This window comes from Streptococcus mitis (assembly GCF_047465045.1).
Lineage (GTDB): Bacteria > Bacillota > Bacilli > Lactobacillales > Streptococcaceae > Streptococcus > Streptococcus mitis_DT.
Map to the genome: position 1 here is coordinate 18,707 of NZ_JASHAR010000010.1, position 25,393 is coordinate 44,099.

Genomic DNA, 25,393 nt, shown 5'->3' on the forward strand with positions numbered 1-25,393 from the left:
CTATTTGTTCAAGCGGTTCAAAAGTTCTTGTTTTTTAGCCTCAAGCTTAGCTCTCCTTTGCTCGATTTCTTCACGTTTTTGGGCGATTTCTGCTTACGCCTCGGGAGTTTCCAAAATGCCTTGTGACTTGTGAAATTCTACTAGCATATCAACGATTGTTGGGTCTAATTCGTTGACATAATCAGGATTTGACCATTTCGGCACGTTGCTTGCAGGTGCTTGCTTTTTGCCGCCTTTTTTTGGCGTTTTGGCTTGTTGTTCAGCTTTCTGACTATAGTTGACCTCGTGGAATTTTCGTGCTGTACTGACAATATGCGTTATTTTAATTTTAAAGATTTTTTGCCCAGCTTTTTTTATTTCACAACAAGCTCATAACGTGTCTTGCTTGTAAAGGTTTGACCGGCTTTGAGAATAACTTGGTCTTTGAGGTCACTGTGAATGGCATCTGGTAAAGCTTGCGCCTCAAGGGCAATCCCATTGTGCTGTACCATTGGCTGACCTCCTATGATGACACTCTCATCCACAAAGTTTGCTGTGTAGACCACAAAGCAAGGAGCCTCTGTCTTGAAGAGCAGGAAGCGACCTGAGTTTTGGTCATAAAGGAAACCAGCATTGTCATGACCGGCAGGAAGAGCAAATGGATGATCCAAACCGGATACCAGCTGGATTTGCTCATCTTCCTCTGCAAAGATATCCTTCAACAAAGCTCCATTATAGATGTGTTTAACCACATCACGATTAGCATCTGAAGTTTTAGCAGGAACACCGTCGGAAGCGATTGGGTAAATGCCCTCAGTATTTAGCTGGAAGACATGGCGGTCAATTGTCTGCGTGAAATCACCAGACAAGTTGAAATAGCTGTGGTTGGTTGGATTGACCAGCGTATCCTGATCTGTCGTCACCTTGTAGCTGATTTCGTAGGCACCAGTTTCTTCCAAGTTGTAGCTAATCCAAATCTTGAGATTGCCAGGGAACCCTCCTGTCCCATCTGTACGCTCTGTGTAGAGGGTCAAGCCATGGTCGCTCACTTCAACTAGTTCAAACAAGCTAGAATCCCAACCTGTTGAACCACTGTGGTTGCAGTTGCTAGCATTGTTGACTTCAAGATTATAAGTCTGGTCATTGAGTTCAAAGGTCGCACCTGCAATACGACCTGCCACAGGACCTACACTAGCCCCATGCTTGGGACTATTGCCTACATAGCTATCAAAATCATCAAATCCCAAGATAACGTTCGCAAAATTTCCATCCTTGTCAGGTGTGACATAGCGCAAGATGGTCGCACCATAAGTCATAACCTCAAGTTGGTAACCACCGTCCGTCTCAAAACGATAAGCCAAGACATCTTGTCCCTCAACATTTCCAAATACACGCTCTGTGTATGCTTTCATTCTCTTCTCCTTTTACTATTTCTCTCAAGCAAACAAACCATAGAAAGCGCCTTGACAATCTATGGTTTATCTGATGATTTACAAATCCTCTTGTCAAGAATTCATAAACATTTCCTTACTTTTGATATTCATGGATGATAACACCTTGCACCACACGGTTTACTGTACCAGTAGGAGACGGTGTATCTGGTTTATTTTCTACCTTGAGTGAAGTCAATAGGGCAAAGAGTTGGGCATAAACGATGTAAGGGAAGACACGGTAAATATCATTCAAGACACCGCCACAGCCAAGGGCCACTTCTTTGACATTTTCAAGACCAAAGGCCTGATCACTCAAAAGAACGACACGACGAGCAATCTGGTCACCAGCAACTTCACGAACCAAGTCCAAGTCGTACTTGCGAGTGTAGTCTGTTGTTGTACCAAAGACCAAAACAACTGTATCTTCGTTGATAAGAGATTTTGGACCGTGACGGAAGCCGACTGGGCTTTCATACATGGTCGCAACCTGACCAGCTGTTAGTTCCAAAATCTTGAGCTGAGCTTCATGAGCAAGTCCAAAGAAAGGACCAGCACCCAGATAGATAACACGGTTAAAGTCAAGGTCAACAAGCTCTTTAACATCTGCTGCATTGTCTAGAATTTTACGGGCAAGGCTAGACACAACTTCAAAACGTTCAGACTTAACAGCAAATTCTGTAGGATCAAAGACCAAGAGAGCTGTTAACATCATAGACGTAAAGCTAGAAGTCATGGCAAAGCCAGCGTCATTAGAAGCAGCAGGTTGCAAGAGCAAGAGATTACGGTCATCTCCGTGAGCTTGAAGAGCCAATTTCCCGTCCGCTGCACAAGTAATCGTCACTTGGTAAAGCTGATCCACCAAGGCTTTGGCCAAATCAACAGTTGCCACACTTTCAGGAGAATTTCCACTACGAGCAAAAGATACAAGGACAGTCGCCACATCTTTTTTCAAATAAGTTTCTGGATTGGCAACGATATCTGTTGTCGCAATGGCATTGAAATTCCATTTGCGTTCGTCATAGACCTCCTTAAAGTAAGGTACCAAGGTATCTCCCACATAAGCAGAGGTTCCAGCACCTGTCAAGATAACCTTAATATAGTCATGTTTATCCGCAATCCCTTGTAGGAAGGCTGCAATTTCTTCACGTTTTGCTTGATAAGATTCAAAAGCTTCTTTCCATACATCAGGTTGTTGGTAGATTTCACGTGTAGTGATTTCTGCACCCAATTCGAGCAAGTCTTCTTTTGTATAATGTAGCATTGATTTCCTCTTTTTCTATTAAATATGGGAATGGGAGTAAGCCCCATTCCCATGTATATTCTATATAAAATGCTCTAACGATTTTCACGTTGTCACATCTTATACTCGATGAAAATCAAAGAGCAAACTAGGAAACTAGCCGCAGGCTGTACTTGAGTACGGCAAGGCGACGTTGACGTGGTTTGAATTTGATTTTCAAAGAGTATTATTCATCTTCGTCATCATCAAAGCCCGCTAACAGGTCATTGACTTTCACAATGCTTTCTGCAGCACGGCTCTTGTAGTCCGCATCTGCGCCTGTAAGGCTCGCATTGATAAATTCAATCACCATTGGAAGATTCATCCCTGCGTAGAGTTCAATGTCGCGACCTTCCATGATCAAACGGCTTACCACGTTACATGGTGTACCACCGAGAAGGTCCGCAAAGACTAGGAAATCATCCAATCCTTCAATAGCAGCTTCAAATTTAGCAGTAAAGTCTTCTGGGCCATCTTCTGGAAGAAGAGCTACTGTATAAATATTGTCTTGTGGACCCATAATCATTTCTGTGCTACCTTTAAGTTCTTCACAGAAGCGACCATGGCTCACCAAAATTAATGATTTAGCCATAGATTATGCGCCCATTCCAAGCAAGAATTTACCGATGAATGAAAGACCTACTGCAAGAGCAATGATGATACCAATTGCTTTTGTAGAGTTCATACCTTTCTTACCAAGCAACCAGAAGATAAAGGCAGTAAAGATTGCTGGAAGCAAGCGTGGGAAGATTGAGTTCAAGATATCTTGGAAGTCAATCATTTTTTCACCGATTGGCAATTTATAAGAAACTTCAAAGTTAATCATTGTTGCTACAAGAGCACCCATCATGAAGACACCAAGTACAGATGCAGCGTCAATCAAAGCTGTCAAAGTACTTTGCATGTTATTGATAAGGTTAACCCCTTCTTTGTAAGCAAATTCCAACTGTTTCCAACGGAAGATGTCATAAGCAACTGCAACTGCGATCCAAAGGAAGATTCCCCATGGTTGACCAGCGATAGCCATAGTTGCTGCGATAGAACCCATGATAGCAGGTACAAGTGAACCAAAGATTGTATCTCCAAGAGGAGCGAATGGTCCCATCAAACCTGTCTTGATACCGTTAACGGCATCTTTTGAACCTACACCATCTTTTTCTTCCATGGCAAGGTCAAAACCAGCGATAATTGTGTGGAAGAATGGTGAAGTATTGAAGAATTGAGTATGAACTTTCATCATTTCTTTCAATTCAGGAGTTCCATCCCCATACATTTTACGCAATTGAGGCAAGATCATGTAAAGGTAACCAGAAGCTTGCATACGTTCGTAGTTCCAACCTAATTGGAAAGTAAACAAGCTACGTTTGTTGATTTGATTAAAATCTTCTTTTGTAAGTTTGTAATTAGAATTCGTCATCTTCGATTTCCCCACTTTCTGATGGTGTAGAAGGTGCTGCTACAGCTACTTTTTGGCTATTTTTGAAGTGAAGAACTGCAAGGAAGATACCTACGATAGAAATACCAATCATAGACAAACCTTTGAAGTTATTCACAAAAGCAATTTTTTCAGCAACATCTTTAGGTAGAGTACCGATAACACCTGCAACAGCGCCACCAAGACCTGTTACATATGAGTAAAGAACAGTCAACATAGCTGTCAAACCAAATCCCATTGCAAGGTAGTGAAGGTTACGTTTAACTGGAAGGTAACGAAGCAAGATTGCAAATCCAAGACCTGGAAGCATACGTCCTGCGAGTGTCAAACCATCTGCAAGCCATTGATATTCTTTAACTAGGTCTACTACGTGTTGTACAAAGGCACCACCAAAGGCAAGCGCGAAGAAGACTGGAAGGGCACGAGATAGAGCCCATGGAATCGCACCAAGCAAGTAGTTGCGTTCGATTCCTTTGTAGTCATAGCGTTCGATTGCAGCATCAATACGGTGTGCAAAGAAAGTAGTTGTCATACGTCCAAGAACGTCGAAATAAGTCAAGAGAGCTGCTACTGGCACAGCGATTGTTGTAATCGCAAGGTCTGTATCAATACCTTGAGAGATTGAGAATGCTGTTGCAAGAACCGCACCAGAAGTTGCGTCGATACGAGAAGCACCACCGAAGGTACCAACCCCAAGAACGAACAATTGCAAGCTACCACCGATAAACAAACCAGTTGTCAAATCTCCCATGATTAAACCAGTAATGAAACCAGCAAATACAGGGGAACCTGCAGATGAAACGATCGTCAACTCATCACAGATTTGATAAGCTGAGTACAAAGTGAGAAGTAAAATTTGCCACCATTGTATCATAACAATGACCTCCTAAAAATTTTTTCCTATTTTAATAAGCTCAAAAAGTCTGAAACTGGATCATTTGGAACCATTTGAGCAGTAAGTTTAACACCTTTTTCTGCTAGTTTGTGGAAGTCTTCCACATCCTTGTCTACTACGTTGATAGAACGTGTGATAGAACGAGTTTCTGGTGTTTGAGACATATTCCCAACATTAAGGGTTTCAAGTGGTACACCTGCTTCGACCAAACCAAGGAAGCGGTCTGGCTTACGAGCCACGATAAAGAGACGTTGGCTATCGTATTTACCAGCAAGAATATTGGCTGCCGCTTTCTCAATTGGCAAAATACTCAATTTCACACCTGGTGGTGTCGCTAGTTTCAAACCACTCTTTTCAACATCGTTGTTGACAACTTCGTCATCCACAACCATAATACGTGAAACATTTAGTTTTCCAGCCCAAAGATTGGCTACTTGTCCGTGGATCAAACGTCCATCGATACGGCATCCTACAATTGTCATAAGTTTTCCCCCTTTATGTGTTTTAGTGTAGGTTTACGAGTTAAATGAATCTCTTCTTTATATTCACCCTCTGTTTCAAAGATAATGATACGATTAGCACCTTCCTTGAGATAACAATGAGGGATATAAAGTGAGAGTGTTGGGCCGACGTTCCAAAAACGTCCTAGGTGACGCCCATTGACAAAGGCAACTCCCTTACCAAACTCAGATAAGTCTAGGTAGGTATCTTTTGGCTCTTGGACTGTAAAGTCATAAGCGTAAAAGGCTGGTTGTCCTTCTGTCCATCCTTTTGAAAAATCAATTTTCTCAGGATTATCCAGTGGTAGTGGATATTGTTTCCAATTAAGTAAGAAGTGTAAATCCTTGCAAACCCCTGTCCGAATTCCCTTACGTTGCGTATCCGCTAAGAACTTGTGTCCATAGTTGACACGCCCCATATTTTCAATCAAGATGTCAAGTTGTGAGGAACCTTTTCGATTACCTTGACAATAGATATCTTCCCCAATCTCCGTCTGATATTGAGTTGCAATTCGTTTACCATCTACAAAGAGTTGAGCACGGTCACGTCCATCGATGATGCGAAGGCGTTCTTCTTCTGCATCCCAACTTGCCTCAGTACGATAGAGAAGATAGCCATAACATTGACCTAATTCCTCCATCGCTTTTGGATAGAGACTTTCTGTTGGACTAGAAAGACTATCTAAGGTTTCAAATAAGGAAACTTTTTCAGCAAGTGGAATAGCGTCCACCTTCATGCTTTCCTTATAGAGTGGTTCCAACTGCGGATACTCTGGGAAATGTGTTGCCATCATCTTCTTGACTGCCAAATATTTGGCAGTTGGATTTCCTTCTTCATCCAGAAGGGCATCGTAATCATAAGATGTAACTTGTGGCAAATCCAGAGTTCCTCGAGCCGAGCAACCATTCATGAAGCCAAAGTTTGTACCACCGTGGAACATGTAAAGGTTGATAGAGCCTTGCTCCAATACCTCTCGAACAGCTTCTGCCAATTCTTTTGGATCCCGTGTGATAATCGGTTCTTTCCAACGATTGAACCAGCCATCCCAGAACTCCATACACATGAGTGGCCATTTCTTACCATGCTCATCAAAGAATTCTTGCATCTGTGAAAAGTTGTAAGGTGCCTTAGAACCAAAGTTGCCTGTTACAAAGAGGTCATCTTCGATTAAGGTTCCAGCTTTCAAAGTAGCTCTCCATGGGCCATCTGAAGTAAAGAGTGGGCAATCAATCCCTCGTTCTTCCATCAATTTTCGAATCGCTCTCAGGTAAGCCTTATCTTCTCCATAAGAACCGTATTCGTTCTCGACTTGCATCATGAGAATATTTCCGCCATTGTCCAACAAACGCGGCACCAGTCTTGGCAATAATTGATCATAGTAGCGACCAACTGCCTCGATATACGCTGGGTCGGATGAGCGAATTCGCATGTTCTTGGTCAAGAGCCAAGCTGGTAAACCACCGAATTCCCATTCCGCACAGATAAAGGGAGACGGACGCACAATTGCGTAGAGACCCAAATCCTGCGCTATTTGGAGAAATTTCTCTAAATCCAGATCACCTTCAAAATTAAACTCCCCTTCAACAGGTTCGTGTAAATTCCATGCAACATAAGTCTCGACTGTATTAAAGCCAAGCGCTTTTAAGTTGTAGAGCGAATGATACCAATCCTCTGCTGGAATTCTAAAATAATGAATGGCGCCAGATAAAATCTTAAATGATTTTCCATCGAGATAAAAATCATCCCGTATCTCAAATCGTGTCATATTCTTACCTTCTGACAACTAAAGTTTACGCTTTCATTTGTTGATATAGTAAATATAACTCAATATCTTACATTTGTCAATAGGTTTTCACGATTTTTTTCATTTTTACTAATTTTTACAAAAAAACTTATAAAACCTTACTATCTCAAGAAATAATATCATCTTAATTGACATGTATAAAGATGTAAGAAATTCTATTAATTTCTATGTAAATTAACCTTATAGCCTATTATTCTAATTTTTTTATTCAAAAGGCTACTATTCTTTCCAGTTTTATGGTAAAATCTTTAACTGAGAAGGAAAATCGAGGTGAAAATATGGCAATTCCAAAGTATCAATATATTAAAGATGAGTTAAAGAACAAAATCATTTCTGGTCAATTTGCCAGTGGAGATAAATTCTACACTGAAGCTGAATTGATTGCAATGTATGATGTGAGTTCTATCACAGTTGTCCGCGCCTTAAACGACCTTGCCAAGGATGGCTATATTGTCCGCCAACAAGGAAAGGGTACATTCGTTTCACGCGCACGTAAACACAAACTCGTAGAGTTTTCAGATGTAGAAGTTTTTGAAACTAAAGATGATAAAGTTACCGTCCTTTCTATTGAGCGTGGAAACAAACTAGGCTACTTAGAAAAACTTGGACTACGCGGAGATCAGTTCTACTACAAGATTGAACGCGTACGCGAAACAGGTGGTGTTGTGTACATCTACCATACATCTTACATCCCAGAACAATACGTCAACGCAAATTATCCAAATCTTGAATATTATAGCTCTATCTATAACCGTTTCAAATTGGATTACCACATTCACATGAATGATGAACATTTTGAAGAAATCAATGAAATAGCATTTCCAACTCCAGAACATGCGGCTTCGGTCCTCGGAGTCGATGAACAATTCCCAACCGTTTTACAAACCAAGACTACTAAACTAGAGTCTACTGGTCAAGTTCTCGCATACAGCGAAACGTATAAGAGAGCAGATTACTACAAAATCAAATTCATTTCATGTAACCGTGGTCACTAAGAAAAAGCTTGAGCCTTGCTCAGGCTTTTTCTATATATTATAGCACGAAAAGGCGAATATGAAAACGCTATTATTAAATATATTTATTTGTAGCACTTGTACTAAAAATAAGTTAAAAATCACTGATTTTTCCTTGATTTTACCTCCTTATATAAGTTGTTATTTCCAAAATCTTATGATTTCCTCCGTTTATTATAGTTATTATATAAATTTACTTGACTTTTTACTATATAGATAATAAAATTAAATTGGTTTTATGTAAACGTTATCAAAATAGTTGTATCAAGGAGGTTTTATCATGAAACTAGACAAGAAACAGCGTTTCTCGATCCGCAAGTATGCAGTCGGAACAGCTTCTGTACTGATAGGATTTACCTTCAGTGCGCAAGTCGTATCTGCAGATGGACTCACACCAGCACCAAAAACTACTGAAACTTTGCAAGCTGTGCCGGATAGCCCACAAGCATCAGAAGCACCAATTCAAGATAAAGAAGAAAAACTTGTAAAACAAGCTGATAAAACTATAAAAGAGGAAGTTAAAACTGAAAAAGATACTGTTAACACAGTTGTTCCAAAAACAGACAATGCGGTAGCACCGGTAGTAACAGAACATGCCAGTCCAACCCCTAATACGGAAGTAGAGAGCACAACTCAAATGAAAAAAAGCGCAGAGAGTGCCAATACTGAAAAGAAAAACGAGCCTGCTATTCCTGCTGTACTCGCACCGACTACTGAACGTGCCACTCAAACTAATGAAAAGCTAGCGAAAAAGAAAATTGTTTCTATTGATGCTGGACGTAAATATTTCTCACCAGAACAGCTCAAGGAAATCATCGATAAAGCGAAACATTATGGCTACACTGATTTGCACCTATTAGTTGGAAATGATGGGCTCCGCTTCATGTTGGACGATATGAACATCACAGCTAACGGCAAGACCTATGCGAGTGACGATGTCAAACATGCCATTGAAAAAGGTACAAATGATTATTACAACGATCCAAACGGCAATCACTTAACAGAAAGTCAAATGACAGATCTGATTAACTATGCCAAAGATAAAGGTATCGGTCTCATTCCAACAGTAAATAGTCCTGGTCACATGGATGCTATTCTCAATGCCATGAAAGAATTGGGAATCCAAAACCCTAACTTTAACTATTTTGGGAAGGAATCAGCTCGTACCGTAGATCTTGACAACGAACAAGCGGTCGCTTTTACAAAAGCCCTTATCGACAAGTATGCTGCTTATTTCGCGAAAAAGACTGAAATCTTCAACATCGGACTTGATGAATATGCCAATGACGCAACAAACGCTAAAGGTTGGACTGTCCTTCAAACAAAAGGAAAATATAGTAAATTCATCACTTACGCTAATGATCTTGCTCAAATCATCAAATCGCACGATCTCAAACCAATGGCCTTCAATGATGGTATCTACTATAATAGTGATACTAGCTTCGGAACTTTTGACAAAGATATCATCGTTTCAATGTGGACTGGTGGTTGGGGAGGTTACGACATCGCTTCTTCCAAACTTCTAGTAGAAAAAGGTCACCAAATCCTAAACACTAACGATGCTTGGTACTATGTTCTTGGGCGAAATGCAGATGGCCAAGGTTGGTACAACCTTGATCAAGGCTTAAACGGTATCAAGAATACTCCGATCACTTCGGTACCAAAATCCGACGGAGCAACTATTCCATTCATAGGTGGTATGGTAGCTGCTTGGGCTGACACTCCATCTGCACGTTATTCACCGTCACGCCTCTTCAAACTCATGCGTCAATTCGCAAATTCTAATGCTGAATACTTCGCAGCTGATTATGAGTCTGCAGAGCAAGCACTTAACGAGGTACCAAAAGACCTTAATCGTTATACTGCAGAAAGTGTTGCATCAGTTAATGAAGCGGCAAAAGCTATCCGTTCGCTTGATAGTAATCTCAGCCGTGCCCAACAAGACACGATTGACCAAGCAATTGCAAAACTTCAAGAAGCAGTAAGCAATTTGACCTTCACACCAGAAGCTCAAAAAGAAGAAGATGCTAAACGTGAGGTTGAAAAACTTGCTAAAAACAAGGTGATCTCCATCGATGCTGGACGCAAATACTTTACTCTTGATCAGCTTAAACGCATCGTAGATAAGGCCAGTGAGCTTGGATATTCTGATGTTCATCTCCTTCTAGGGAATGACGGACTTCGATTCTTACTCGATGATATGACCATCACTGCTAACGGAAAAACCTATGCAAGTGATGATGTCAAAAATGCCATCATCCAAGGAACAAAAGCTTACTACGATGATCCAAACGGTACTGCACTTACACAGGCAGAAGTGACAGAACTAATTGAATACGCTAAATCTAAGGGCATCGGTCTCATCCCAGCTATTAACAGTCCAGGTCACATGGATGCTATGCTGGTTGCCATGGAAAAATTGGGTATTAAAAATCCTCAAGCCCACTTTGACAAGGTCTCCAAAACAACTATGGACTTGAGAAACGAAGAAGCGATGAACTTTGTAAAAGCCCTCATCGGTAAATACATGGACTTCTTTGCAGGTAAAACAAAAATTTTCAACTTTGGTACTGACGAATACGCTAACGATGCGACTAGTGCCCAAGGCTGGTACTACCTCAAATGGTATCAACTCTATGGCAAATTTGCCGAATATGCCAACACCCTCGCTGCTATGGCCAAAGAGAGAGGTCTTCAACCAATGGCCTTCAACGATGGCTTCTACTATGAAGACAAGGATGATGTTGAGTTTGATAAGGATGTCATCATCTCTTACTGGTCTAAAGGATGGTGGGGTTACAACCTTGCAACTCCTCAGTACCTTGCAAGTAAAGGATACAAACTCCTCAACACCAACGGAGACTGGTACTATGTTTTAGGCAATCATAAACCAGACGAAGCTTATCCACTATCAAAAGCTGTTGAAAATTCTGGTAAAGTTCCATTCAATCAACTTGCTTCTACTAAGTATCCCGAAGTAGACCTTCCAACAGTTGGCAGTATGCTTGCTATCTGGGCAGACAAGCCAAGTGCAGAGTACAAGGAAGAAGAAATCTTTGAACTCATGACTGCCTTTGCAGACTACAACAAAGATTACTTCCGAGCTAATTATAATGCTCTCCGCGAAGAAATCGCACAAATTCCTGAAAACTTAGAAGGATACAGCAAGGAAAGCTTGGAGGCCCTAAGTGCAGCTAAAACTGCTCTAAATTACAACCTCAACCGTAATAAACAAGCTGAGGTTGACACACTTGTAGCCAAACTAAAAGCTGCTCGCTTAGGTCTCAAACCAGCTGCAACTCACTCAGGAAGCCTGGATGAAAATGAAGTAGCTGCCAATGTTGAAACCAGACCAGAACTCATCACAAGAACTAAAGAAATCCCATTTGAAGTTATCAAGAAAGCAAATCCTAACCTCCCAGCTGGTCAGGAAAACATTATTACAGCAGGAGTCAAAGGTGAACGAACTCATTACATCTCTGTCCTTACTGAAAATGGAAAAACAACAGAAACAGTCCTTGATAGCCAGGTAACCAAAGAAGCTGTTAACCAAGTTGTCGAAGTTGGTGCTCCTGTAACTCACAAGGGGGATGAAAATGGTCTTGCACCAACTACTGAAGTAAAACCTAAACTGGATATCCAAGAAGAAGAAATTCCATTTACCACTGTTACTCGTGAAAATCCACTCTTACTCAAAGGAAAAACACAAGTCATTACTAAAGGTGTCAACGGTCGCCGTACAAACTTCTACTCTGTGAGCACTGTTGATGGCAAGGAAGTGAAAACACTTGTAAATAGTGTCGTAGCGCAGGAAGCTGTTACACAAGTAGTCGAAGTCGGAACTCTGGTGACACATGTAGGCAATGAACAAGGACAAGCCGCTATTGCTGAAGAAAAATCAAAACTAGAAATTCCAAACCAACCAACTAGAGCAAAAGCAGAGGAACAACAACTCCCTGAAACAGGAAGTCACGATTCTGCAGGACTAGTAGTCGCAGGACTCATGGCTACACTAGCAGCCTACGGACTCACTAAAAGAAAAGAAGACTAAGTCTTTTCGATAAAAAATAAACAGCGAGATTGAAGCTCGCTGTTTATTTTATAATTAGTCACCAAGTCCAAGACGTTCAAAGATATCATCCACTCGTTTAGTGTAGTAAAGAGGATTGAAAATTTCGTCGATTTCTTCTTGTGTGAGGCGTGATGTCACCTCTGGATCTGCTTCTAAAAGTGGTTTAAAGTCTACTTGATTGTCCCAAGAGTAGGCTGTTTTTGGTTGTACCAGATCATAGGCTTGCTCACGGGTCATGCCTTTCTCAATCAAGGTCAACATGGCACGCTGGCTAAAGATGAGACCAAACGTAGAGTTCATGTTGCGAATCATATTTTCTGGGAAGACTGTCAAGTTCTTGACGATATTTCCGAAACGGTTAAGCATGTAGTCGATCAAAATGGTCGTATCTGGTGTGATGATGCGCTCAGCTGATGAGTGAGAGATATCACGTTCGTGCCAGAGAGCAACATTCTCATAGGCCGTAATCATGTGACCACGAATAACACGCGCAAGACCCGTCATGTTCTCAGAACCGATAGGGTTGCGTTTGTGAGGCATTGCTGATGAACCTTTTTGACCTTTGGCAAAGAACTCTTCCACTTCGCGTTGTTCTGATTTTTGAAGACCACGGATCTCCGTCGCCATACGCTCGATTGAAGTCGCGATGCTAGCAAGAACCGCAAAGTACTCAGCGTGAAGGTCACGAGGAAGGACCTGTGTAGAGATTTCTTGAGCACGGATACCCAATTTGTCGCAGACGTATTGCTCAACGAATGGCGGGATATTGGCAAAGTTTCCAACCGCACCAGAAATCTTACCAGCTTCCACACCAGCAGCCGCATGCTCGAAACGCTCGATATTGCGCTTCATTTCGCTGTACCAAGTCGCCAATTTAAGACCAAAAGTTGTAGGTTCAGCGTGCACCCCGTGGGTACGACCCATCATGATGGTGAACTTGTGCTCCTTAGCCTTTTCAGCGATGATGTTAGTGAAGTTTTCAAGGTCACGACGGATGATGTCGTTGGCCTGCTTGTAAAGATAACCGTAGGCCGTATCCACCACGTCGGTAGAAGTCAAACCATAGTGGACCCACTTACGCTCTTCACCAAGCGTCTCAGAAACTGCACGCGTGAAAGCCACCACATCGTGACGCGTCTCCTGCTCAATCTCCAAAATACGGTCGATGTCAAAGTCCGCTTTTTCACGAATCAAAGCTACATCTTCCTTAGGGATTTCCCCCAACTCAGCCCATGCCTCGTCAGCCAAGATTTCCACCTCAAGCCAAGCACGGTATTTATTTTCTTCACTCCAAATATTCGCCATCTCAGGGCGAGAGTAACGGTCGATCATGTTGTTAATTTTTCCTTTCTTTTTCTACTTCACAATGTGCAAACAAAGCATAGAACATTGATTAGCCAAATTATTCAAATTCTTCTTTCCCAATCCATACAGACGGGTAATGTTCCAATGAATTCAGGTCTGTATCCAGTGGCAAGTCATAAATTGCTAAATAATTTTCAGGGTATTGAGCAAGCAGCTCTTCATACTTAGCTTTCACTTTTTCGTGATTGCTACTAGCATACACGACTTCGACGGCTGCTCCAGTCTTATCTTTTTCAACAAATGCGTTGACGATGATTTGAATCATAGGAATTAATCAAGTCCATAGTATTCAGTCTTGGTGAATACTAGGCCCCTTGCTCCTTTCTTTTCTTCTAATTTATTTTTTCTAAAAAGTAACTTTAGCCGAATAAGGAAAGCTGCTCATTATTACCATGTTCAGAATATTTATTATTTGATTTATTAGCATTTTTTTTCATTTTATAGTAATAATCCTTTGTTTCTTTCTGAACAAGCTTTTCAATAACCTGTTCTTCAAATTCTGCTATATTCTTAAACTTCATTATTCCTTTTTCTGGCTTAGGAATATAGAAGAGTCCAACATATTTATTTTGGACAAGTAAATTATAAATATTATTTAATGAACCTTTACTTACCGAAATATTCCCAAACCGATTTTTACTGGTGTCTTTCCAAATTACTAAACCAAAATCAGCATCATTAGACATAGCTTTATCCTTTATCATTTGAGCTTCTCTAGTATATTTCCCGTTTTTAAAAAATTTTTCATTTTCAGTGTCTACAGGAATACGCCTATCAATCCATTCTAGATCTGAAAGGTTTCTAGGACTAGGACCTACATGATAAACCTCTACATTTTTATAATTATCTGCCTTAAGCATATCCTGTATATTTTTATCAATCCCTTTAGCATCACCTATCAAGATTGTATAATTTCTTTTACGACTATCATCAACTGACTTAATAACTTCTTGGGGAATTTCTTTGCTTGAAATACTCCCACTTATGAATATTTTTCTCATATGAAACACCTCAAGTTATTCTTCATCACTCTCTTCATCAACATTCTTACTCACAGTCCAATATCCATTAGAATTTCGATACACAGATAAATAAAAAACTCTTTTAAAATCATTTTGTTCAAATGCTTGCTTAACCTCTCCGAACAAATAGTGCTCTTGCCAAATCTTGACGTGTTCAGGTTTGTCATCTCTATAAAAATATAAATCTATGAACTCACTTCCATTGTTAACAGACAATTTACTATATTTTGAAATTCTACATTCATATTTTTTAGGAATGCCTCCATATTTATTTTTTGTAAGACTAATAAATCTAATAAAAATATTTGGATTTTCCCGTCTTAACGCCGAAACAGTGTAATTTGCCGTATTACCTTCACCAAATAAATCATCAATTAATAATACACTTTTTATATTACTAGGTAAATTTTTCGATACATAATCATCAGCACTGATTTGAGAATCTTTAGCTTGTTTTGATGTTCGCTTTCCGAGTACAGAAAAATCAACTTTTTTCCCACTAACCTCACTTAGACGCTCAGCTATCATGTACATAATCTTTAAGTTCCCATCTGGATTATCTTTATGAAATGGATTAAAACTAGGTACAGGAAGAATAATATCACAATTTTCAACATAAATTCTTAACTGTTCCACCAAATAATTGATTTCGTGTTGAACATGACTATAGGTAAGGGAATTATTTTTTATGTATCCATATTTTATAGCGCATATAGCTTCTCCTATATTAGTGTAGCCATTATCTTTATACCAATCTAAAGCCAAGGCCTCATCCGCTAATCTAACCTCTCCTCTTAAATCAATTGTCATTATAAAATATACTCCTAAATATTACCTATTAAGATATTCAAACTCCTATTTCCCAATCCATACAGATGGATAGTGATCCAGTGTATTCAAATCAGTATCCAGCGGTAAATCATAAATTGCTACGATTCTATCCTTTTCGGCGAAAATATAAAAAATGAATTAATCTATAAAAAACTAAATTTACTTAATACCTCCTATTTACTAACAATATAGTCACAAATATGAATATTTTTAGTAGCTTCAGGATAGTCTACCCCAAAATACTTCCGATTAATGCTACAATATCCTTTGCCATCAACATTATAAATATACTTACACACTTCTCCAGAAAGCGTTGTAAAGAATAAAGTAATCGTCTCTGGGACGTGATTAAAATTAGGCTTGTTACCTAAGATATGTTGATGTATCTCTTTTTGATGTGCTTTCGAAATTACATATAATCTTTGCTCCGCATTTAACTTTGGTATCAGCTCACCGTCTAAACTTTCTCCAAATAAGATTCGAACATTAAATATCGGTTGATTGTTAACAATTTCAAGAGATAAAATTTTATCTCTTTTATCCTCATTAGAATAAGATTCTTCAAAACTATTAGCTGCTACATATTGTTTGTTATTTTCTGATTTTCGTAGATGAAACCAATATTTATCATCAAAATATACTCTACAGTTTGGCTTGATAAGCTGATAATCATTGCTTAAAACCAACTCTGGTCGATACTTACGTAATTCCTTTTCTTCTTCGAGTGATAATTGTAAATGGACAACAATCAATGAGATTACAATTCCAGCGACACTTCCATAAAAGCTCAACCAATCACCCAATCCAGAATTCAAATAATTGGAAAAAATTCCTATAACAGCTGAGAAAAAGGGACCAGATGCCATCACTAGTAACAATAAAAATATCAGCTGTTTTATGTTGTTTTTTAAATATTTTTTCATATTTTCCTAAAATTCAATCCCTTTCCCAAACTCCTCAACCTCATCTGGCACATCGCTAAACAAAGTCACATGTCCCATCTTGCGGTTGTGCTTTGCTTCTATTTTACCATACATGTGGAGGTGGGCGCTTGGATTTTCTGTGACATATTTGTCAGCAGCCTCGACGTGTTGGCCGAGGACATTGAGCATAACAGCAGGCGCATGCAGTTTAATGGCTGGCAATGGTGTTCCCAGAACTCCTAGAATATGGGTATCAAACTGGGAGAAGTCACAGGCTTCGATTGAGTAGTGTCCTGAATTGTGTGGACGCGGGGCAATCTCATTGACGATAATATCATCAGCTGTCGCAAACATTTCCACGCAGAGAGTTCCAGACAAGTTAAGCTGTTCAGCGATTCGCACAGCCATAGATTTAGCCTTTTCTGCTAAACTTTCTGAAATGCGGGCTGGCACAATGGTCTTAGATAGGATGTTATTGCGGTGGATATTTTCCTGAACTGGGAAAACCGTCACATTCTTGCCATTTCCTGACACGATGACAGAGATTTCAAGGTCAAAGTTGACAAATTCTTCCAAAACACAGTCCGCTGAGTCAGTTAGAGCGTAGGCTTCTTCCAAGTCTGCTTCTGAGCGAATAACCTTTTGACCATGGCCGTCGTAACCACCTGTCGCAGTCTTGAGGACATAGTTTTTCGATAAATCGATATCTGCTAAGTCTTGGCTAGAAGTCACAACCTTGTAAGGTGCTACAGTGACTTGAGCCTTGTTTGAGAGGAAGTCCTTTTCAAAAATACGATTTTGAGAAATGCGAAGGAGATCTGTCCCTTGAGGTAGTTGTCCCTCCTTGATAGCAGCATCCAAACCGTCAGCATCAACATTTTCAAACTCATAGGTGAGGACATCACAACGCTCCGACAATTGACGGAGGGCCTCCACATCATTATAAGGTGCCACGATGATTTCCGCCACGCGAGAGGCCGGGCAATCTGCAGCAGGATCCAGCGCGATAACCTTGTGGCCCATGTAGATAGCAGAAATGGCCATCATTTGACCCAGCTGGCCGCCACCGATAATTCCGATTGTTTTAGATGAGCTCATTGGTAGACTCCTCTGCGATTTTTCCTTGCTCCTTTGCGAAATCTGCCAATGCTGTCGCGATAGACTGATCCTCTACTGATAGGATACGAAGGGCAAAGAGGGCAGCGTTGGTCGCACCTGCTTCACCGATAGCCATAGTTGCGACAGGCACTCCACCTGGCATCTGGACGATAGAGTAGAGCGAGTCCACACCACTAAGGGCACGCGATTTTACGGGCACACCAATGACTGGAAGGGTTGTTTTAGCTGCGACCATACCTGGCAAATGAGCTGCGCCACCTGCACCTGCGATGATGACCTTGATACCACGACTACGTGCTTCTTCGGCATGTCTGAACATGAGGTCTGGCGTACGGTGAGCGGAAACAACTTTATTTTCGTAGGCTACACCGAAGCGGTCTAGGACTTCTGCTGTTTTTTGCATGGTTGCCCAGTCAGATTTTGAGCCCATGATAATGGAAATTACTGGTTTCATTTATTCTCCTTTTTTAATAATCGTCTAATGTAGTGCGGACGTAAGCGACCGCCTAAGGCGTTCCATTACTAAAACTGGAGCCTGAGTCTCCAGTTTTCCGCTCCTAGTAGCAAAGCTACTAGGAGTTCCACTACTGCGACGATTATCCTATACTAGCTCGCTAACGCTCGCAAATCAAACGACCATTATCGGATTTAGCGACTTCGTCGCTTTTAAAATTTATTTATTCGCCTTGCTACCGATGTCCGTACGATAAAAGAGGCCATCCGTATTTTGTTTGTTGAGTTCATTGTAGATAATGTTTTGGCCGTCTTTGACGGTGTCTGCTGTGGTGACGAGCATATAGACACGGCCTCCGTTTGAGAGCAGTGCTCTGCTATTTTCCGCAAACTTAGCCCCTGCATAGTAGGTGATGATGTCACCTTCGGTCTTGGCTGGCAACTCTACACCCTTTGCGTAATCTAGCGGATAACCCTCGGATGCGACGACCACACCCAGTGTTACACCCTTGTCGTTCCACGTAATGTTTGGCTCCTTGCGATCGAGGATATCCGTGATATTTTGCGCAAAGTCAGATGTCAAACGAGGTAGGATAATCTGAGTTTCAGGATCTCCAAAGCGTGCGTTAAACTCGATGACTTTAGGACCATCTGCTGTTAGGATAAGCCCTGCATAAAGGATCCCCAGATAAGGACGTCCTTCTTTGATCATCCCTTCAAGGACTGGCTTGACAATAGTCTCAACCGCTGTGTCAACCACGCTCTGTGGTAAGTGAGGAACTGGCGCATAAGCTCCCATACCGCCTGTGTTAGGACCCTTGTCACCATCGTAAGCACGTTTGTGGTCCTGAGCCGTTGGCATGATGTAGAACTTGTCCCCATTGACAAAGGCAAAGAGAGAGAACTCCTCTCCGTCGAGGAATTCCTCGATAACCACACGCGCACCTGAATCACCGAATTTATTGTCCAAGAGCATCTCATGAGCAGCTTCAACTGCTTGCTCAACCGTCTCCGCAACGACAACACCTTTCCCAAGAGCTAATCCGTCTGCCTTGACGACAATTGGAGCGCCTTTCTCCTCGATATAAGCCTTAGCCTCCCCGAAATCTGAAAATGTGCCGTAGGCTGCTGTCGGAACGTCGTATTTGACCATGATTTCCTTAGCAAAATCCTTGGACCACTCCAGCTCCGCTGCAACCCTAGTCGGACCAAAAGCCTTGAGCCCAGCTTGATTAAAATCATCCACGATTCCAGCGGCCAGTGCGTCATCTGGACCGATAAAGGTCCAAGCAATATCGTTTGTCTTTGCGAAGTCAATCAACTTAGAATGTTCGGAAATAGAGATATCCACCAATTCCAGACCATCCAGAGTCATCCCGTCATTTCCCGGAGCCACAAAGACTTTTTCAACGTCTTTTGACTCAAGCAACTTCTTAGCAATGGCATGTTCACGACCACCCGATCCGACAACTAACAGCTTCATCTTACAACCTCTTTTGCGAATTATTTACTAAAATTATATCACAAACGTTCGTTTTAATCTTGTTTCACTTAGCATTTTAAGCCAAAAAAGGAAAGAAACTGTTTTCTTTCCTTTACGTTCTTAATGTCTAAAATGTCTCACACCTGTGAAGACCATGGTTAAGCCGTATTTATCAGCCGCTTCGATTGACTCTTGGTCACGGACGGACCCACCTGGCTGGATGATAGCCTTGATTCCTGCTTTGGCGATTTCTTCCACGTTATCCGCAAATGGGAAGAAGGCATCAGAAGCAAGCACAGCGCCGTCAAGACGGTCTTTAGCTTGGTCGATGGCAATACGGACAGAGGCCACACGGTTGGTTTGACCTGGACCAACACCAAGTGTCATATGGTCGTTGGTTACGATGATCCCGTTTGATTTCACATACTTGATGGCTTTCCAAGCAAACTCAAGTGCTGTCGCTTCTGTCTCAGTTGGTTGGCGCTTGGTCACCACCTGCCAGTCAGCTGGGCTTTCTTTGATCACATCTTGGTTTTGCACAAGAAGTCCACCAACCACACCTGTGTATTCTCCTTCCACTTCGCTAGCCTCTTGAGCGTCAAATGGCAAGGCAAGGATACGCAAGTTTTTCTTTTTGTTGGTCAAAATGGCTAGCGCTTCATCCGTATAGCTTGGTGCGATGATGATTTCAAGGAAAACGCCGTGCATCTTCTCAGCAGTCGCAGCATCCACCTCACGGTTGAGAACGACAATACCACCGAAAATTGAGACTGGGTCAGACTCATAAGCATAGTCCCAAGCAGTTTCGATGTCGTCAGCTTGACCGATTCCACATGGGTTCATGTGTTTGAGGGCCACAACGGTTGGACGGTCTTTGAAGTCACGGATAATACGAATAGCTGCATCCGCATCGCGGATATTGTTAAATGACAATTCTTTCCCGTTGAGCTGTTTCGCTGATGCAATAGAATAGTCAGTCGGCAAGGCTTTTTGGTAGAAGTCCGCATCCTGTTGAGGATTTTCCCCATAACGCATAGCTTGTTTGAGGTCATAAGTCAAAGTCAACTTTTCAGGCTTGATCTCGCCGACTTGAGATGTGAAATACTCTGCAATCAAGGCATCATAAGCTGCTGTGTGACGGAAAACCTTGGCTGCCAAACGTTGTCGAGTTTCGTAAGTTGTTTCACCGTTTGCTGACAATTCGTCAAGAATCACAGCATAATCCTCTGGGTCTACAACAACTGTTACGCTGGCATGATTCTTCGCTGCCGAGCGAAGCATAGATGGCCCACCAATATCGATGTTTTCAACTGCATCAGCGTAAGTTACATCTGGTTTGAGAATCGTTTCTTTAAAGGGATAGAGATTAACCACTACAAGGTCAATGAGCTCGATTTGATTGTCTTTGGCCGCTTCCAGGTGGCTATCCAAGTCTCGACGAGCGAGGAGCCCACCGTGGATATTTGGATGAAGGGTCTTAACACGGCCATCCATCATCTCTGGGAAGCCCGTCACATCATCGATCGCAATGGTCTCCACCCCAGCATTGTCAAGGGCAACCTTTGTCCCACCTGTCGAGATAATATCCCAACCAAGTTTTTTAAGTTCTTGGGCAAATTCAACAATGCCCGCTTTGTCTGAGACGCTGATTAAGGCTTTTTTCGTCATTCTATTCCTCTTTCTTTAAGTCCAAGCGCATAGCGACTTCGTTATTTTCTTCTATAAATCCTGTTTCCTGAAAACCAAGACTAGTCAGCAGGTGCTTCATTTTTTCATTTCCAACCACATAATCTGCAACAATATGACTGCAGACTCTATCCATCTGAGCCTCTTTGATTAGAACTTCCAAGGCTTTTCGACCATAACCTCTTCCTTGGTACTGCTGACCAATCATTATCCGCCAGATAAAGTATTCCGCTTCATCCTTGTCTATTTCCAGCAGGAGAAAGCCAACCACAAGTTCATTCCAATAAATTGCCATTGGAAACACATCCCCATTCTCTCGGTAGAGCCATGCGTCAGCTAAAGAGCGTACATTTGGAGACACGAAACGTGCTCGTTCATCAGCTTCAGATATTTTCAAATCCAGCACTGCCTGAAAACTGCTCTCATCTACTAATTTTATCTCAATCATTTTTGCTCCTTTTGAATAAATAGGATTTTGAGGTGATTAAAGACTAATCCAACTCATATAAAAGGTAGTTATCAAAATTTATGATTCCTTTGAGATAATCTCGGTCTGCTTTAGACAACTCAAATTCTGGAAAAGTCGCAATTAAACTGGACAAATAAAAATAATTCGGGTGCCTACGATAAGAAAAACCCGCTTGACCGAATCTCCCTTGACAGAAATCATAGGCAAGTTTTAATTCTTGACTTGTGACACTATCTAAAATTTTATCTAACTCTGAAAGCTGACTTTTATCAGTATTTTCTATCATAGCTTTCACTGTATTTACTAAAACAAAAAGAAAATCATTAGTATTATCCAGTAGGGTTGGTCTGTTAGATAACTTATTCTTTAACTCCATATAGTAGTGGTCAATATTCATTTCTTCCTCCCTACTCCCAAACTATACAGAACCTCTGGATACAACTTATACTCTGCCTCATGAATGCGTTCTTCAAAACTGTCAATGGTATCATCAGCTAACCGTGGCACACGCACTTGTTTGATAACCTTGCCTGTGTCCACACCAGAATCCACCCAGTGAATGGTCACGCCGCTCTCAGCAACGCCAGCATTCCAAGCATCCTCAATTCCATGAGCTCCTGGAAATTCGGGCAGGTAGGCAGGATGAATGTTGATAATTCGACCTTCATAGGCTGCCAATAAGGTTGGCCCAACTATTTTCATGTAGCCTGCTAAACAAACCAAGTCAATCTGGTGTTCTTCCAAGAGTTCGACAAGGGCTGCTTCGTAGTCTGCCTTGCTCTCAAACTCCTTGAGTTCAAAAGCATAGGACAGAACGCCGAGATTATCTGCACGTTCGATCACATAGGCGTCACGATGGTCTGAAAAAACAAACTCCACTGGAAATTCTTCGGCAATCACCTGAAAATTTGAGCCATTACCAGAGGCAAAAACCGCTATTTTTTTCATTTGATGATGACACTTTCGTTTTCTTTCTTGACGATGCGACCAATTTCATAGACTGGTTCATCCAGCAATTCTTTGACACGACCTACATTTTCAGGGCTAACTGCCAACATGAGTCCCACACCCATATTGAAGATTTCAAACATTTCTTCATGCTTGATTTTACCGTATTTTTCAAGGGCTTTGAAAATCGGTAAAACTGGTACCTTACTTTCCTCAATCTCAGCAGCCAAGTCAGCTGCAAACATACGAGGGACATTCTCGATAAAGCCTCCACCTGTAATGTGGGCAATACCGTTGACCAACTCTTCCTTGATGAGTGGCAAGACAGCCTGGACATAGATACGAGTCGGTTCAAGAAGAACTTCCTTGAGTTTCTTGCCTTCCAATTCTGGCAGGACTTCTTCACCTGTATAGTCGGCAAAGACACGACGGACGAGAGAGTAACCATTTGAGTGAATACCACTTGAAGCAAGTCCAAGAATCACATCACCTTCAGCTACTTTTGAACCGTCTATGATTTGAGATTTTTCAGCCACACCGACTGCAAAACCGGCCAAGTCGTAATCATCTTCGCCATACATACCAGGCATTTCAGCCGTTTCTCCACCAATGAGGGCAGCACCTGCCTGCACACAACCTTCTGCTACACCAGCAACCACTTGTTCTAGCTTAGCTGGTTCATTCTTTCCAGTAGCGACGTAGTCAAGGAAATAGAGGGGCTCCGCACCTGCAGCAATGATGTCGTTGACACACATAGCCACACAGTCTTGACCGATAGTATCGTGCTTGTCGTACTTGATAGCCAGCATGAGCTTGGTTCCGACACCGTCAGTCCCTGAAATCAAAACCGGCTCTTTGACACCTGTTTTTGAAAGGTCAAACATGCCACCGAAACCACCAAGGGTTCCCATAACACCTGCACGCTCTGTACGAGCCACGTGCTTTTTGATCCGTTCAACAACTTCATAACCCGATTCAACATCCACACCCGATTGGGCATAAGCATTTTTTGTCATTTATTTATTCCTTTTCTTTGAGAAGATTGCGACGTATTTTTAGATAAACAATTATTTTATCTAAAAATACTAGTCAGGGCTCTAGCTTTGATCCTATAGGACAAAGCGTCTACTGACAAATGCTTTAGCTTTTAGTCAGTAGTGAGACGTGAAGCATAAGCATTTTTATTTGCCATTTTATTTTTCCTTTTCTTTAATGGAGGATCTATTGTCTATTTGTAAAAACTGGTCTTTTCTTCCAAACTTCTACGATAGTCTTCTTCGTAGTCGTAGAGAGGTGTTGGGTAGTCACCGTCAAAGTAAGCGACACAGAGACCACCATTTGGCGCATCTGTTTCAATCCCAATCGAATCAATCAAACCTTCAACAGAAAGGTAAGTCAGACTGTCCGCACCAATGATTTGGCGAGTTTCTTCAACCGTATGATTGGCCGCAATCAGCTCCTGACGGGTCTGGATATCAATCCCGTAGAAGCATGGATAAGCTAGCGCTGGACTACCAATGGCAACGTGAACCTCAGTCGCACCCGCTTCTTTCAAGAGTTGAACGATCCGACGAGAGGTTGTTCCACGTACAATAGAGTCATCAATCATAACCACACGCTTGCCTTTTACAACGCCTGAAACAGCAGAGAGTTTCATCCGCACCCCTTGCTCCCGCAATTCTTGAGTCGGTTGGATAAAGGTCCGTTGGGTGTATTGGTTCTTGATGAGGCCCATTTCATTTGGTAGCCTGGACTCTTCCGCAAATCCCATAGCCGCGCTGAGGGAAGAATTGGGCACACCTACCACGATATCCGCGTCGTGCTTGAATTCACGCGCCAATTGGGCACCCATACGTTTACGTGCCGTATGGACATTAACACCGTGGATATTAGAATCAGGACGGGCAAAATAGATATACTCCATAGAACAAATCGCGAGCTGAGTATCATCCGTATAGCTATCATACTGGATGCCCTTGTCATCAATGATTACAATCTCACCGGGCTTCAAATCACGAATCCACTCTGCACCAATGACTTCAAAAGCACAAGTTTCAGAGGAAACCACCACCGCTCCGTTGCCCATTTTCCCGATAGAAAGCGGACGGAAGCCATTAGGGTCAAGGGCAGCAATCAACTTGTCTTCAAATAGCAAGATATAGGCAAAACCACCTTTAACTAGGCTGAGCGCCTCCTTGATTTTTCCCATTAAGTTCGGATTGTGACTACGACGAATGAGATGAGCCAAGATTTCCGAGTCCGAAGTCGCGCTGAAAATCGCGCCTCTTTGTTCCAGTTCTTTCTTGAGAGAGGCTGCATTGGTCAGATTTCCATTATGAGCCAACCCAAACTGCATATCGTGAAAACGGAAGAGGAAGGGCTGGATGTTATCTACAGAAGCTTCGCCAGCAGTCGCATAACGCACATGCCCAATCGCACCAGTTCCTGTCAATTTATCTAAGTTAGCAGGATTTCTGAAGACTTCTGATAGAAGACCCATATCGCGATGCCGCTTTAGTTTCCCTTGGTCATTGGAGAGGATTCCTGCCCCCTCCTGACCACGGTGCTGAAGACTATGGAGACCAAAATAGGTCAATTTAGCAGCATCTGGATGTCCCCAGATACCGAAAACACCACATTCTTCATTAAGAGATTTTACTTCGTATGTCATTTTATATACCTA

The 25,393-nt window shown here is 41.8% G+C and carries 23 protein-coding genes and 2 pseudogenes; 2 read left to right on the forward strand and 23 right to left on the reverse strand.

Annotated features, from left to right (window positions below; genetic code table 11):
- The 8 genes and pseudogenes from QM409_RS06550 to QM409_RS06585 all read right to left on the reverse strand — a co-directional run bounded on the left by QM409_RS06550 (position 1) and on the right by QM409_RS06585 (position 7,287).
- Positions 1 to 204, reverse strand: a pseudogene (locus QM409_RS06550) (hypothetical protein).
- Between the two features lie 149 nt (positions 205 to 353).
- Positions 354 to 1,391, reverse strand: a complete 1,038-nt coding sequence (locus QM409_RS06555) for an aldose epimerase family protein (RefSeq protein ID WP_414305393.1) — start codon at positions 1,389 to 1,391, stop codon at positions 354 to 356.
- A gap of 115 nt (positions 1,392 to 1,506) precedes the next feature.
- A complete protein-coding gene (locus tag QM409_RS06560; RefSeq protein WP_414305392.1) occupies positions 1,507 to 2,673 on the reverse strand; it encodes an SIS domain-containing protein in 1,167 nt (388 codons plus the stop codon).
- 205 nt (positions 2,674 to 2,878) lie between these two features.
- Entirely contained in the window at positions 2,879 to 3,283 is a 405-nt protein-coding gene (locus tag QM409_RS06565) for a PTS sugar transporter subunit IIA (RefSeq protein WP_079164010.1), read from the reverse strand.
- Positions 3,284 to 3,286: 3 nt separating this feature from the next.
- On the reverse strand, positions 3,287 to 4,108 hold the full coding sequence (locus tag QM409_RS06570; RefSeq protein ID WP_033686120.1) for a PTS system mannose/fructose/sorbose family transporter subunit IID: 822 nt from the start codon (positions 4,106 to 4,108) through the stop codon (positions 3,287 to 3,289).
- The gene (locus tag QM409_RS06575) at positions 4,095 to 5,000 is read right to left on the reverse strand and encodes a PTS mannose/fructose/sorbose/N-acetylgalactosamine transporter subunit IIC (protein ID WP_414305391.1); all 906 of its coding nucleotides are present in this window, start codon (positions 4,998 to 5,000) and stop codon (positions 4,095 to 4,097) included. Before QM409_RS06575 ends, QM409_RS06570 begins: the two co-directional genes overlap by 14 nt.
- A gap of 26 nt (positions 5,001 to 5,026) precedes the next feature.
- Positions 5,027 to 5,503, reverse strand: a complete 477-nt coding sequence (locus QM409_RS06580) for a PTS sugar transporter subunit IIB (RefSeq protein WP_000156974.1) — start codon at positions 5,501 to 5,503, stop codon at positions 5,027 to 5,029.
- Positions 5,500 to 7,287 (reverse strand): glycoside hydrolase family 35 protein, encoded by a 1,788-nt coding sequence (locus QM409_RS06585; RefSeq protein ID WP_414305390.1) that lies wholly within the window; start codon positions 7,285 to 7,287, stop codon positions 5,500 to 5,502. The genes QM409_RS06580 and QM409_RS06585 overlap by 4 nt, the downstream gene beginning before the upstream one ends.
- A gap of 275 nt (positions 7,288 to 7,562) precedes the next feature.
- Here QM409_RS06585 and QM409_RS06590 point away from each other — a divergent pair, with 275 nt between their 5' ends.
- Both QM409_RS06590 and strH read left to right on the forward strand, forming a co-directional pair.
- Positions 7,563 to 8,321: a GntR family transcriptional regulator gene (locus QM409_RS06590; protein ID WP_414305389.1), complete on the forward strand. Its 759-nt coding sequence runs from the start codon at positions 7,563 to 7,565 to the stop codon at positions 8,319 to 8,321.
- 298 nt (positions 8,322 to 8,619) lie between these two features.
- Positions 8,620 to 12,390, forward strand: a complete 3,771-nt coding sequence (gene strH, locus QM409_RS06595) for an LPXTG-anchored beta-N-acetylhexosaminidase StrH (protein ID WP_414305388.1) — start codon at positions 8,620 to 8,622, stop codon at positions 12,388 to 12,390.
- 54 nt (positions 12,391 to 12,444) lie between these two features.
- Here strH and purB read toward each other — a convergent pair whose 3' ends face one another.
- The 15 genes and pseudogenes from purB to purF all read right to left on the reverse strand — a co-directional run bounded on the left by purB (position 12,445) and on the right by purF (position 25,381).
- Positions 12,445 to 13,743 carry an adenylosuccinate lyase gene (gene purB / locus QM409_RS06600; RefSeq protein WP_414305387.1) on the reverse strand — a complete coding sequence of 433 codons (1,299 nt, stop codon included), beginning with the start codon at positions 13,741 to 13,743 and terminating at the stop codon, positions 12,445 to 12,447.
- A 70-nt stretch (positions 13,744 to 13,813) separates the two neighbouring features.
- Positions 13,814 to 14,041, reverse strand: a complete 228-nt coding sequence (locus QM409_RS06605; protein ID WP_049546417.1) for a hypothetical protein — start codon at positions 14,039 to 14,041, stop codon at positions 13,814 to 13,816.
- 94 nt (positions 14,042 to 14,135) lie between these two features.
- Positions 14,136 to 14,777 (reverse strand): hypothetical protein, encoded by a 642-nt coding sequence (locus QM409_RS06610; protein WP_414305386.1) that lies wholly within the window; start codon positions 14,775 to 14,777, stop codon positions 14,136 to 14,138.
- Positions 14,778 to 14,792: 15 nt separating this feature from the next.
- Positions 14,793 to 15,608 (reverse strand): phosphoribosyltransferase, encoded by an 816-nt coding sequence (locus QM409_RS06615; protein ID WP_414305385.1) that lies wholly within the window; start codon positions 15,606 to 15,608, stop codon positions 14,793 to 14,795.
- A 45-nt stretch (positions 15,609 to 15,653) separates the two neighbouring features.
- Positions 15,654 to 15,740: pseudogene (locus tag QM409_RS06620) on the reverse strand (phosphoribosylaminoimidazole carboxylase); the annotation flags it as partial.
- Between the two features lie 62 nt (positions 15,741 to 15,802).
- Positions 15,803 to 16,552 (reverse strand): hypothetical protein, encoded by a 750-nt coding sequence (locus QM409_RS06625; RefSeq protein WP_414305384.1) that lies wholly within the window; start codon positions 16,550 to 16,552, stop codon positions 15,803 to 15,805.
- 6 nt (positions 16,553 to 16,558) lie between these two features.
- On the reverse strand, positions 16,559 to 17,650 hold the full coding sequence (purK, locus tag QM409_RS06630; protein ID WP_414305383.1) for a 5-(carboxyamino)imidazole ribonucleotide synthase: 1,092 nt from the start codon (positions 17,648 to 17,650) through the stop codon (positions 16,559 to 16,561).
- Complete coding sequence (gene purE / locus QM409_RS06635; RefSeq protein ID WP_414305382.1) at positions 17,637 to 18,125, reverse strand: 5-(carboxyamino)imidazole ribonucleotide mutase; 489 nt, start codon at positions 18,123 to 18,125, stop codon at positions 17,637 to 17,639. Before purE ends, purK begins: the two co-directional genes overlap by 14 nt.
- A 219-nt stretch (positions 18,126 to 18,344) precedes the next feature.
- Entirely contained in the window at positions 18,345 to 19,607 is a 1,263-nt protein-coding gene (gene purD / locus QM409_RS06640; protein WP_414305381.1) for a phosphoribosylamine--glycine ligase, read from the reverse strand.
- 120 nt (positions 19,608 to 19,727) lie between these two features.
- Positions 19,728 to 21,275 (reverse strand): bifunctional phosphoribosylaminoimidazolecarboxamide formyltransferase/IMP cyclohydrolase, encoded by a 1,548-nt coding sequence (gene purH / locus QM409_RS06645; RefSeq protein WP_414305380.1) that lies wholly within the window; start codon positions 21,273 to 21,275, stop codon positions 19,728 to 19,730.
- Position 21,276: 1 nt separating this feature from the next.
- Positions 21,277 to 21,741, reverse strand: coding sequence for a GNAT family N-acetyltransferase (locus QM409_RS06650; protein WP_261074055.1), 465 nt, complete (start codon positions 21,739 to 21,741; stop codon positions 21,277 to 21,279).
- A gap of 43 nt (positions 21,742 to 21,784) precedes the next feature.
- Positions 21,785 to 22,159: a hypothetical protein gene (locus QM409_RS06655; RefSeq protein WP_261074054.1), complete on the reverse strand. Its 375-nt coding sequence runs from the start codon at positions 22,157 to 22,159 to the stop codon at positions 21,785 to 21,787.
- Entirely contained in the window at positions 22,156 to 22,710 is a 555-nt protein-coding gene (purN, locus tag QM409_RS06660) for a phosphoribosylglycinamide formyltransferase (protein ID WP_261074053.1), read from the reverse strand. The genes QM409_RS06655 and purN overlap by 4 nt, the downstream gene beginning before the upstream one ends.
- Positions 22,707 to 23,726 carry a phosphoribosylformylglycinamidine cyclo-ligase gene (gene purM, locus QM409_RS06665; RefSeq protein WP_414305379.1) on the reverse strand — a complete coding sequence of 340 codons (1,020 nt, stop codon included), beginning with the start codon at positions 23,724 to 23,726 and terminating at the stop codon, positions 22,707 to 22,709. Before purM ends, purN begins: the two co-directional genes overlap by 4 nt.
- 212 nt (positions 23,727 to 23,938) lie before the next feature.
- Positions 23,939 to 25,381, reverse strand: a complete 1,443-nt coding sequence (gene purF, locus QM409_RS06670; RefSeq protein WP_261074052.1) for an amidophosphoribosyltransferase — start codon at positions 25,379 to 25,381, stop codon at positions 23,939 to 23,941.
- Positions 25,382 to 25,393 lie beyond the last annotated feature (12 nt).

What these genes read in the sequence shown, in the direction of transcription:
- QM409_RS06590 (WP_414305389.1), top strand. Translation starts at nt 7,563, where the DNA reads ATGGTAAAATCTTTAACTGAGAAGGAAAATCGAGGTGAAAATATGGCA.
- QM409_RS06650 (WP_261074055.1), bottom strand. Translation starts at nt 21,741, where the DNA reads ATGATTGAGATAAAATTAGTAGATGAGAGCAGTTTTCAGGCAGTGCTG.
- QM409_RS06605 (WP_049546417.1), bottom strand. Translation starts at nt 14,041, where the DNA reads ATGATTCAAATCATCGTCAACGCATTTGTTGAAAAAGATAAGACTGGA.
- QM409_RS06585 (WP_414305390.1), bottom strand. Translation starts at nt 7,287, where the DNA reads ATGACACGATTTGAGATACGGGATGATTTTTATCTCGATGGAAAATCA.
- QM409_RS06575 (WP_414305391.1), bottom strand. Translation starts at nt 5,000, where the DNA reads ATGATACAATGGTGGCAAATTTTACTTCTCACTTTGTACTCAGCTTAT.
- strH (WP_414305388.1), top strand. Translation starts at nt 8,620, where the DNA reads ATGAAACTAGACAAGAAACAGCGTTTCTCGATCCGCAAGTATGCAGTC.
- purB (WP_414305387.1), bottom strand. Translation starts at nt 13,743, where the DNA reads ATGATCGACCGTTACTCTCGCCCTGAGATGGCGAATATTTGGAGTGAA.
- purN (WP_261074053.1), bottom strand. Translation starts at nt 22,710, where the DNA reads ATGAAAAAAATAGCGGTTTTTGCCTCTGGTAATGGCTCAAATTTTCAG.
- QM409_RS06625 (WP_414305384.1), bottom strand. Translation starts at nt 16,552, where the DNA reads ATGAAAAAATATTTAAAAAACAACATAAAACAGCTGATATTTTTATTG.
- QM409_RS06610 (WP_414305386.1), bottom strand. Translation starts at nt 14,777, where the DNA reads ATGAGAAAAATATTCATAAGTGGGAGTATTTCAAGCAAAGAAATTCCC.
- QM409_RS06655 (WP_261074054.1), bottom strand. Translation starts at nt 22,159, where the DNA reads ATGAATATTGACCACTACTATATGGAGTTAAAGAATAAGTTATCTAAC.
- purE (WP_414305382.1), bottom strand. Translation starts at nt 18,125, where the DNA reads ATGAAACCAGTAATTTCCATTATCATGGGCTCAAAATCTGACTGGGCA.
- QM409_RS06555 (WP_414305393.1), bottom strand. Translation starts at nt 1,391, where the DNA reads ATGAAAGCATACACAGAGCGTGTATTTGGAAATGTTGAGGGACAAGAT.
- purK (WP_414305383.1), bottom strand. Translation starts at nt 17,650, where the DNA reads ATGAGCTCATCTAAAACAATCGGAATTATCGGTGGCGGCCAGCTGGGT.
- purD (WP_414305381.1), bottom strand. Translation starts at nt 19,607, where the DNA reads ATGAAGCTGTTAGTTGTCGGATCGGGTGGTCGTGAACATGCCATTGCT.
- QM409_RS06615 (WP_414305385.1), bottom strand. Translation starts at nt 15,608, where the DNA reads ATGACAATTGATTTAAGAGGAGAGGTTAGATTAGCGGATGAGGCCTTG.
- purF (WP_261074052.1), bottom strand. Translation starts at nt 25,381, where the DNA reads ATGACATACGAAGTAAAATCTCTTAATGAAGAATGTGGTGTTTTCGGT.
- purH (WP_414305380.1), bottom strand. Translation starts at nt 21,275, where the DNA reads ATGACGAAAAAAGCCTTAATCAGCGTCTCAGACAAAGCGGGCATTGTT.
- QM409_RS06580 (WP_000156974.1), bottom strand. Translation starts at nt 5,503, where the DNA reads ATGACAATTGTAGGATGCCGTATCGATGGACGTTTGATCCACGGACAA.
- QM409_RS06570 (WP_033686120.1), bottom strand. Translation starts at nt 4,108, where the DNA reads ATGACGAATTCTAATTACAAACTTACAAAAGAAGATTTTAATCAAATC.
- purM (WP_414305379.1), bottom strand. Translation starts at nt 23,726, where the DNA reads ATGACAAAAAATGCTTATGCCCAATCGGGTGTGGATGTTGAATCGGGT.
- QM409_RS06565 (WP_079164010.1), bottom strand. Translation starts at nt 3,283, where the DNA reads ATGGCTAAATCATTAATTTTGGTGAGCCATGGTCGCTTCTGTGAAGAA.
- QM409_RS06560 (WP_414305392.1), bottom strand. Translation starts at nt 2,673, where the DNA reads ATGCTACATTATACAAAAGAAGACTTGCTCGAATTGGGTGCAGAAATC.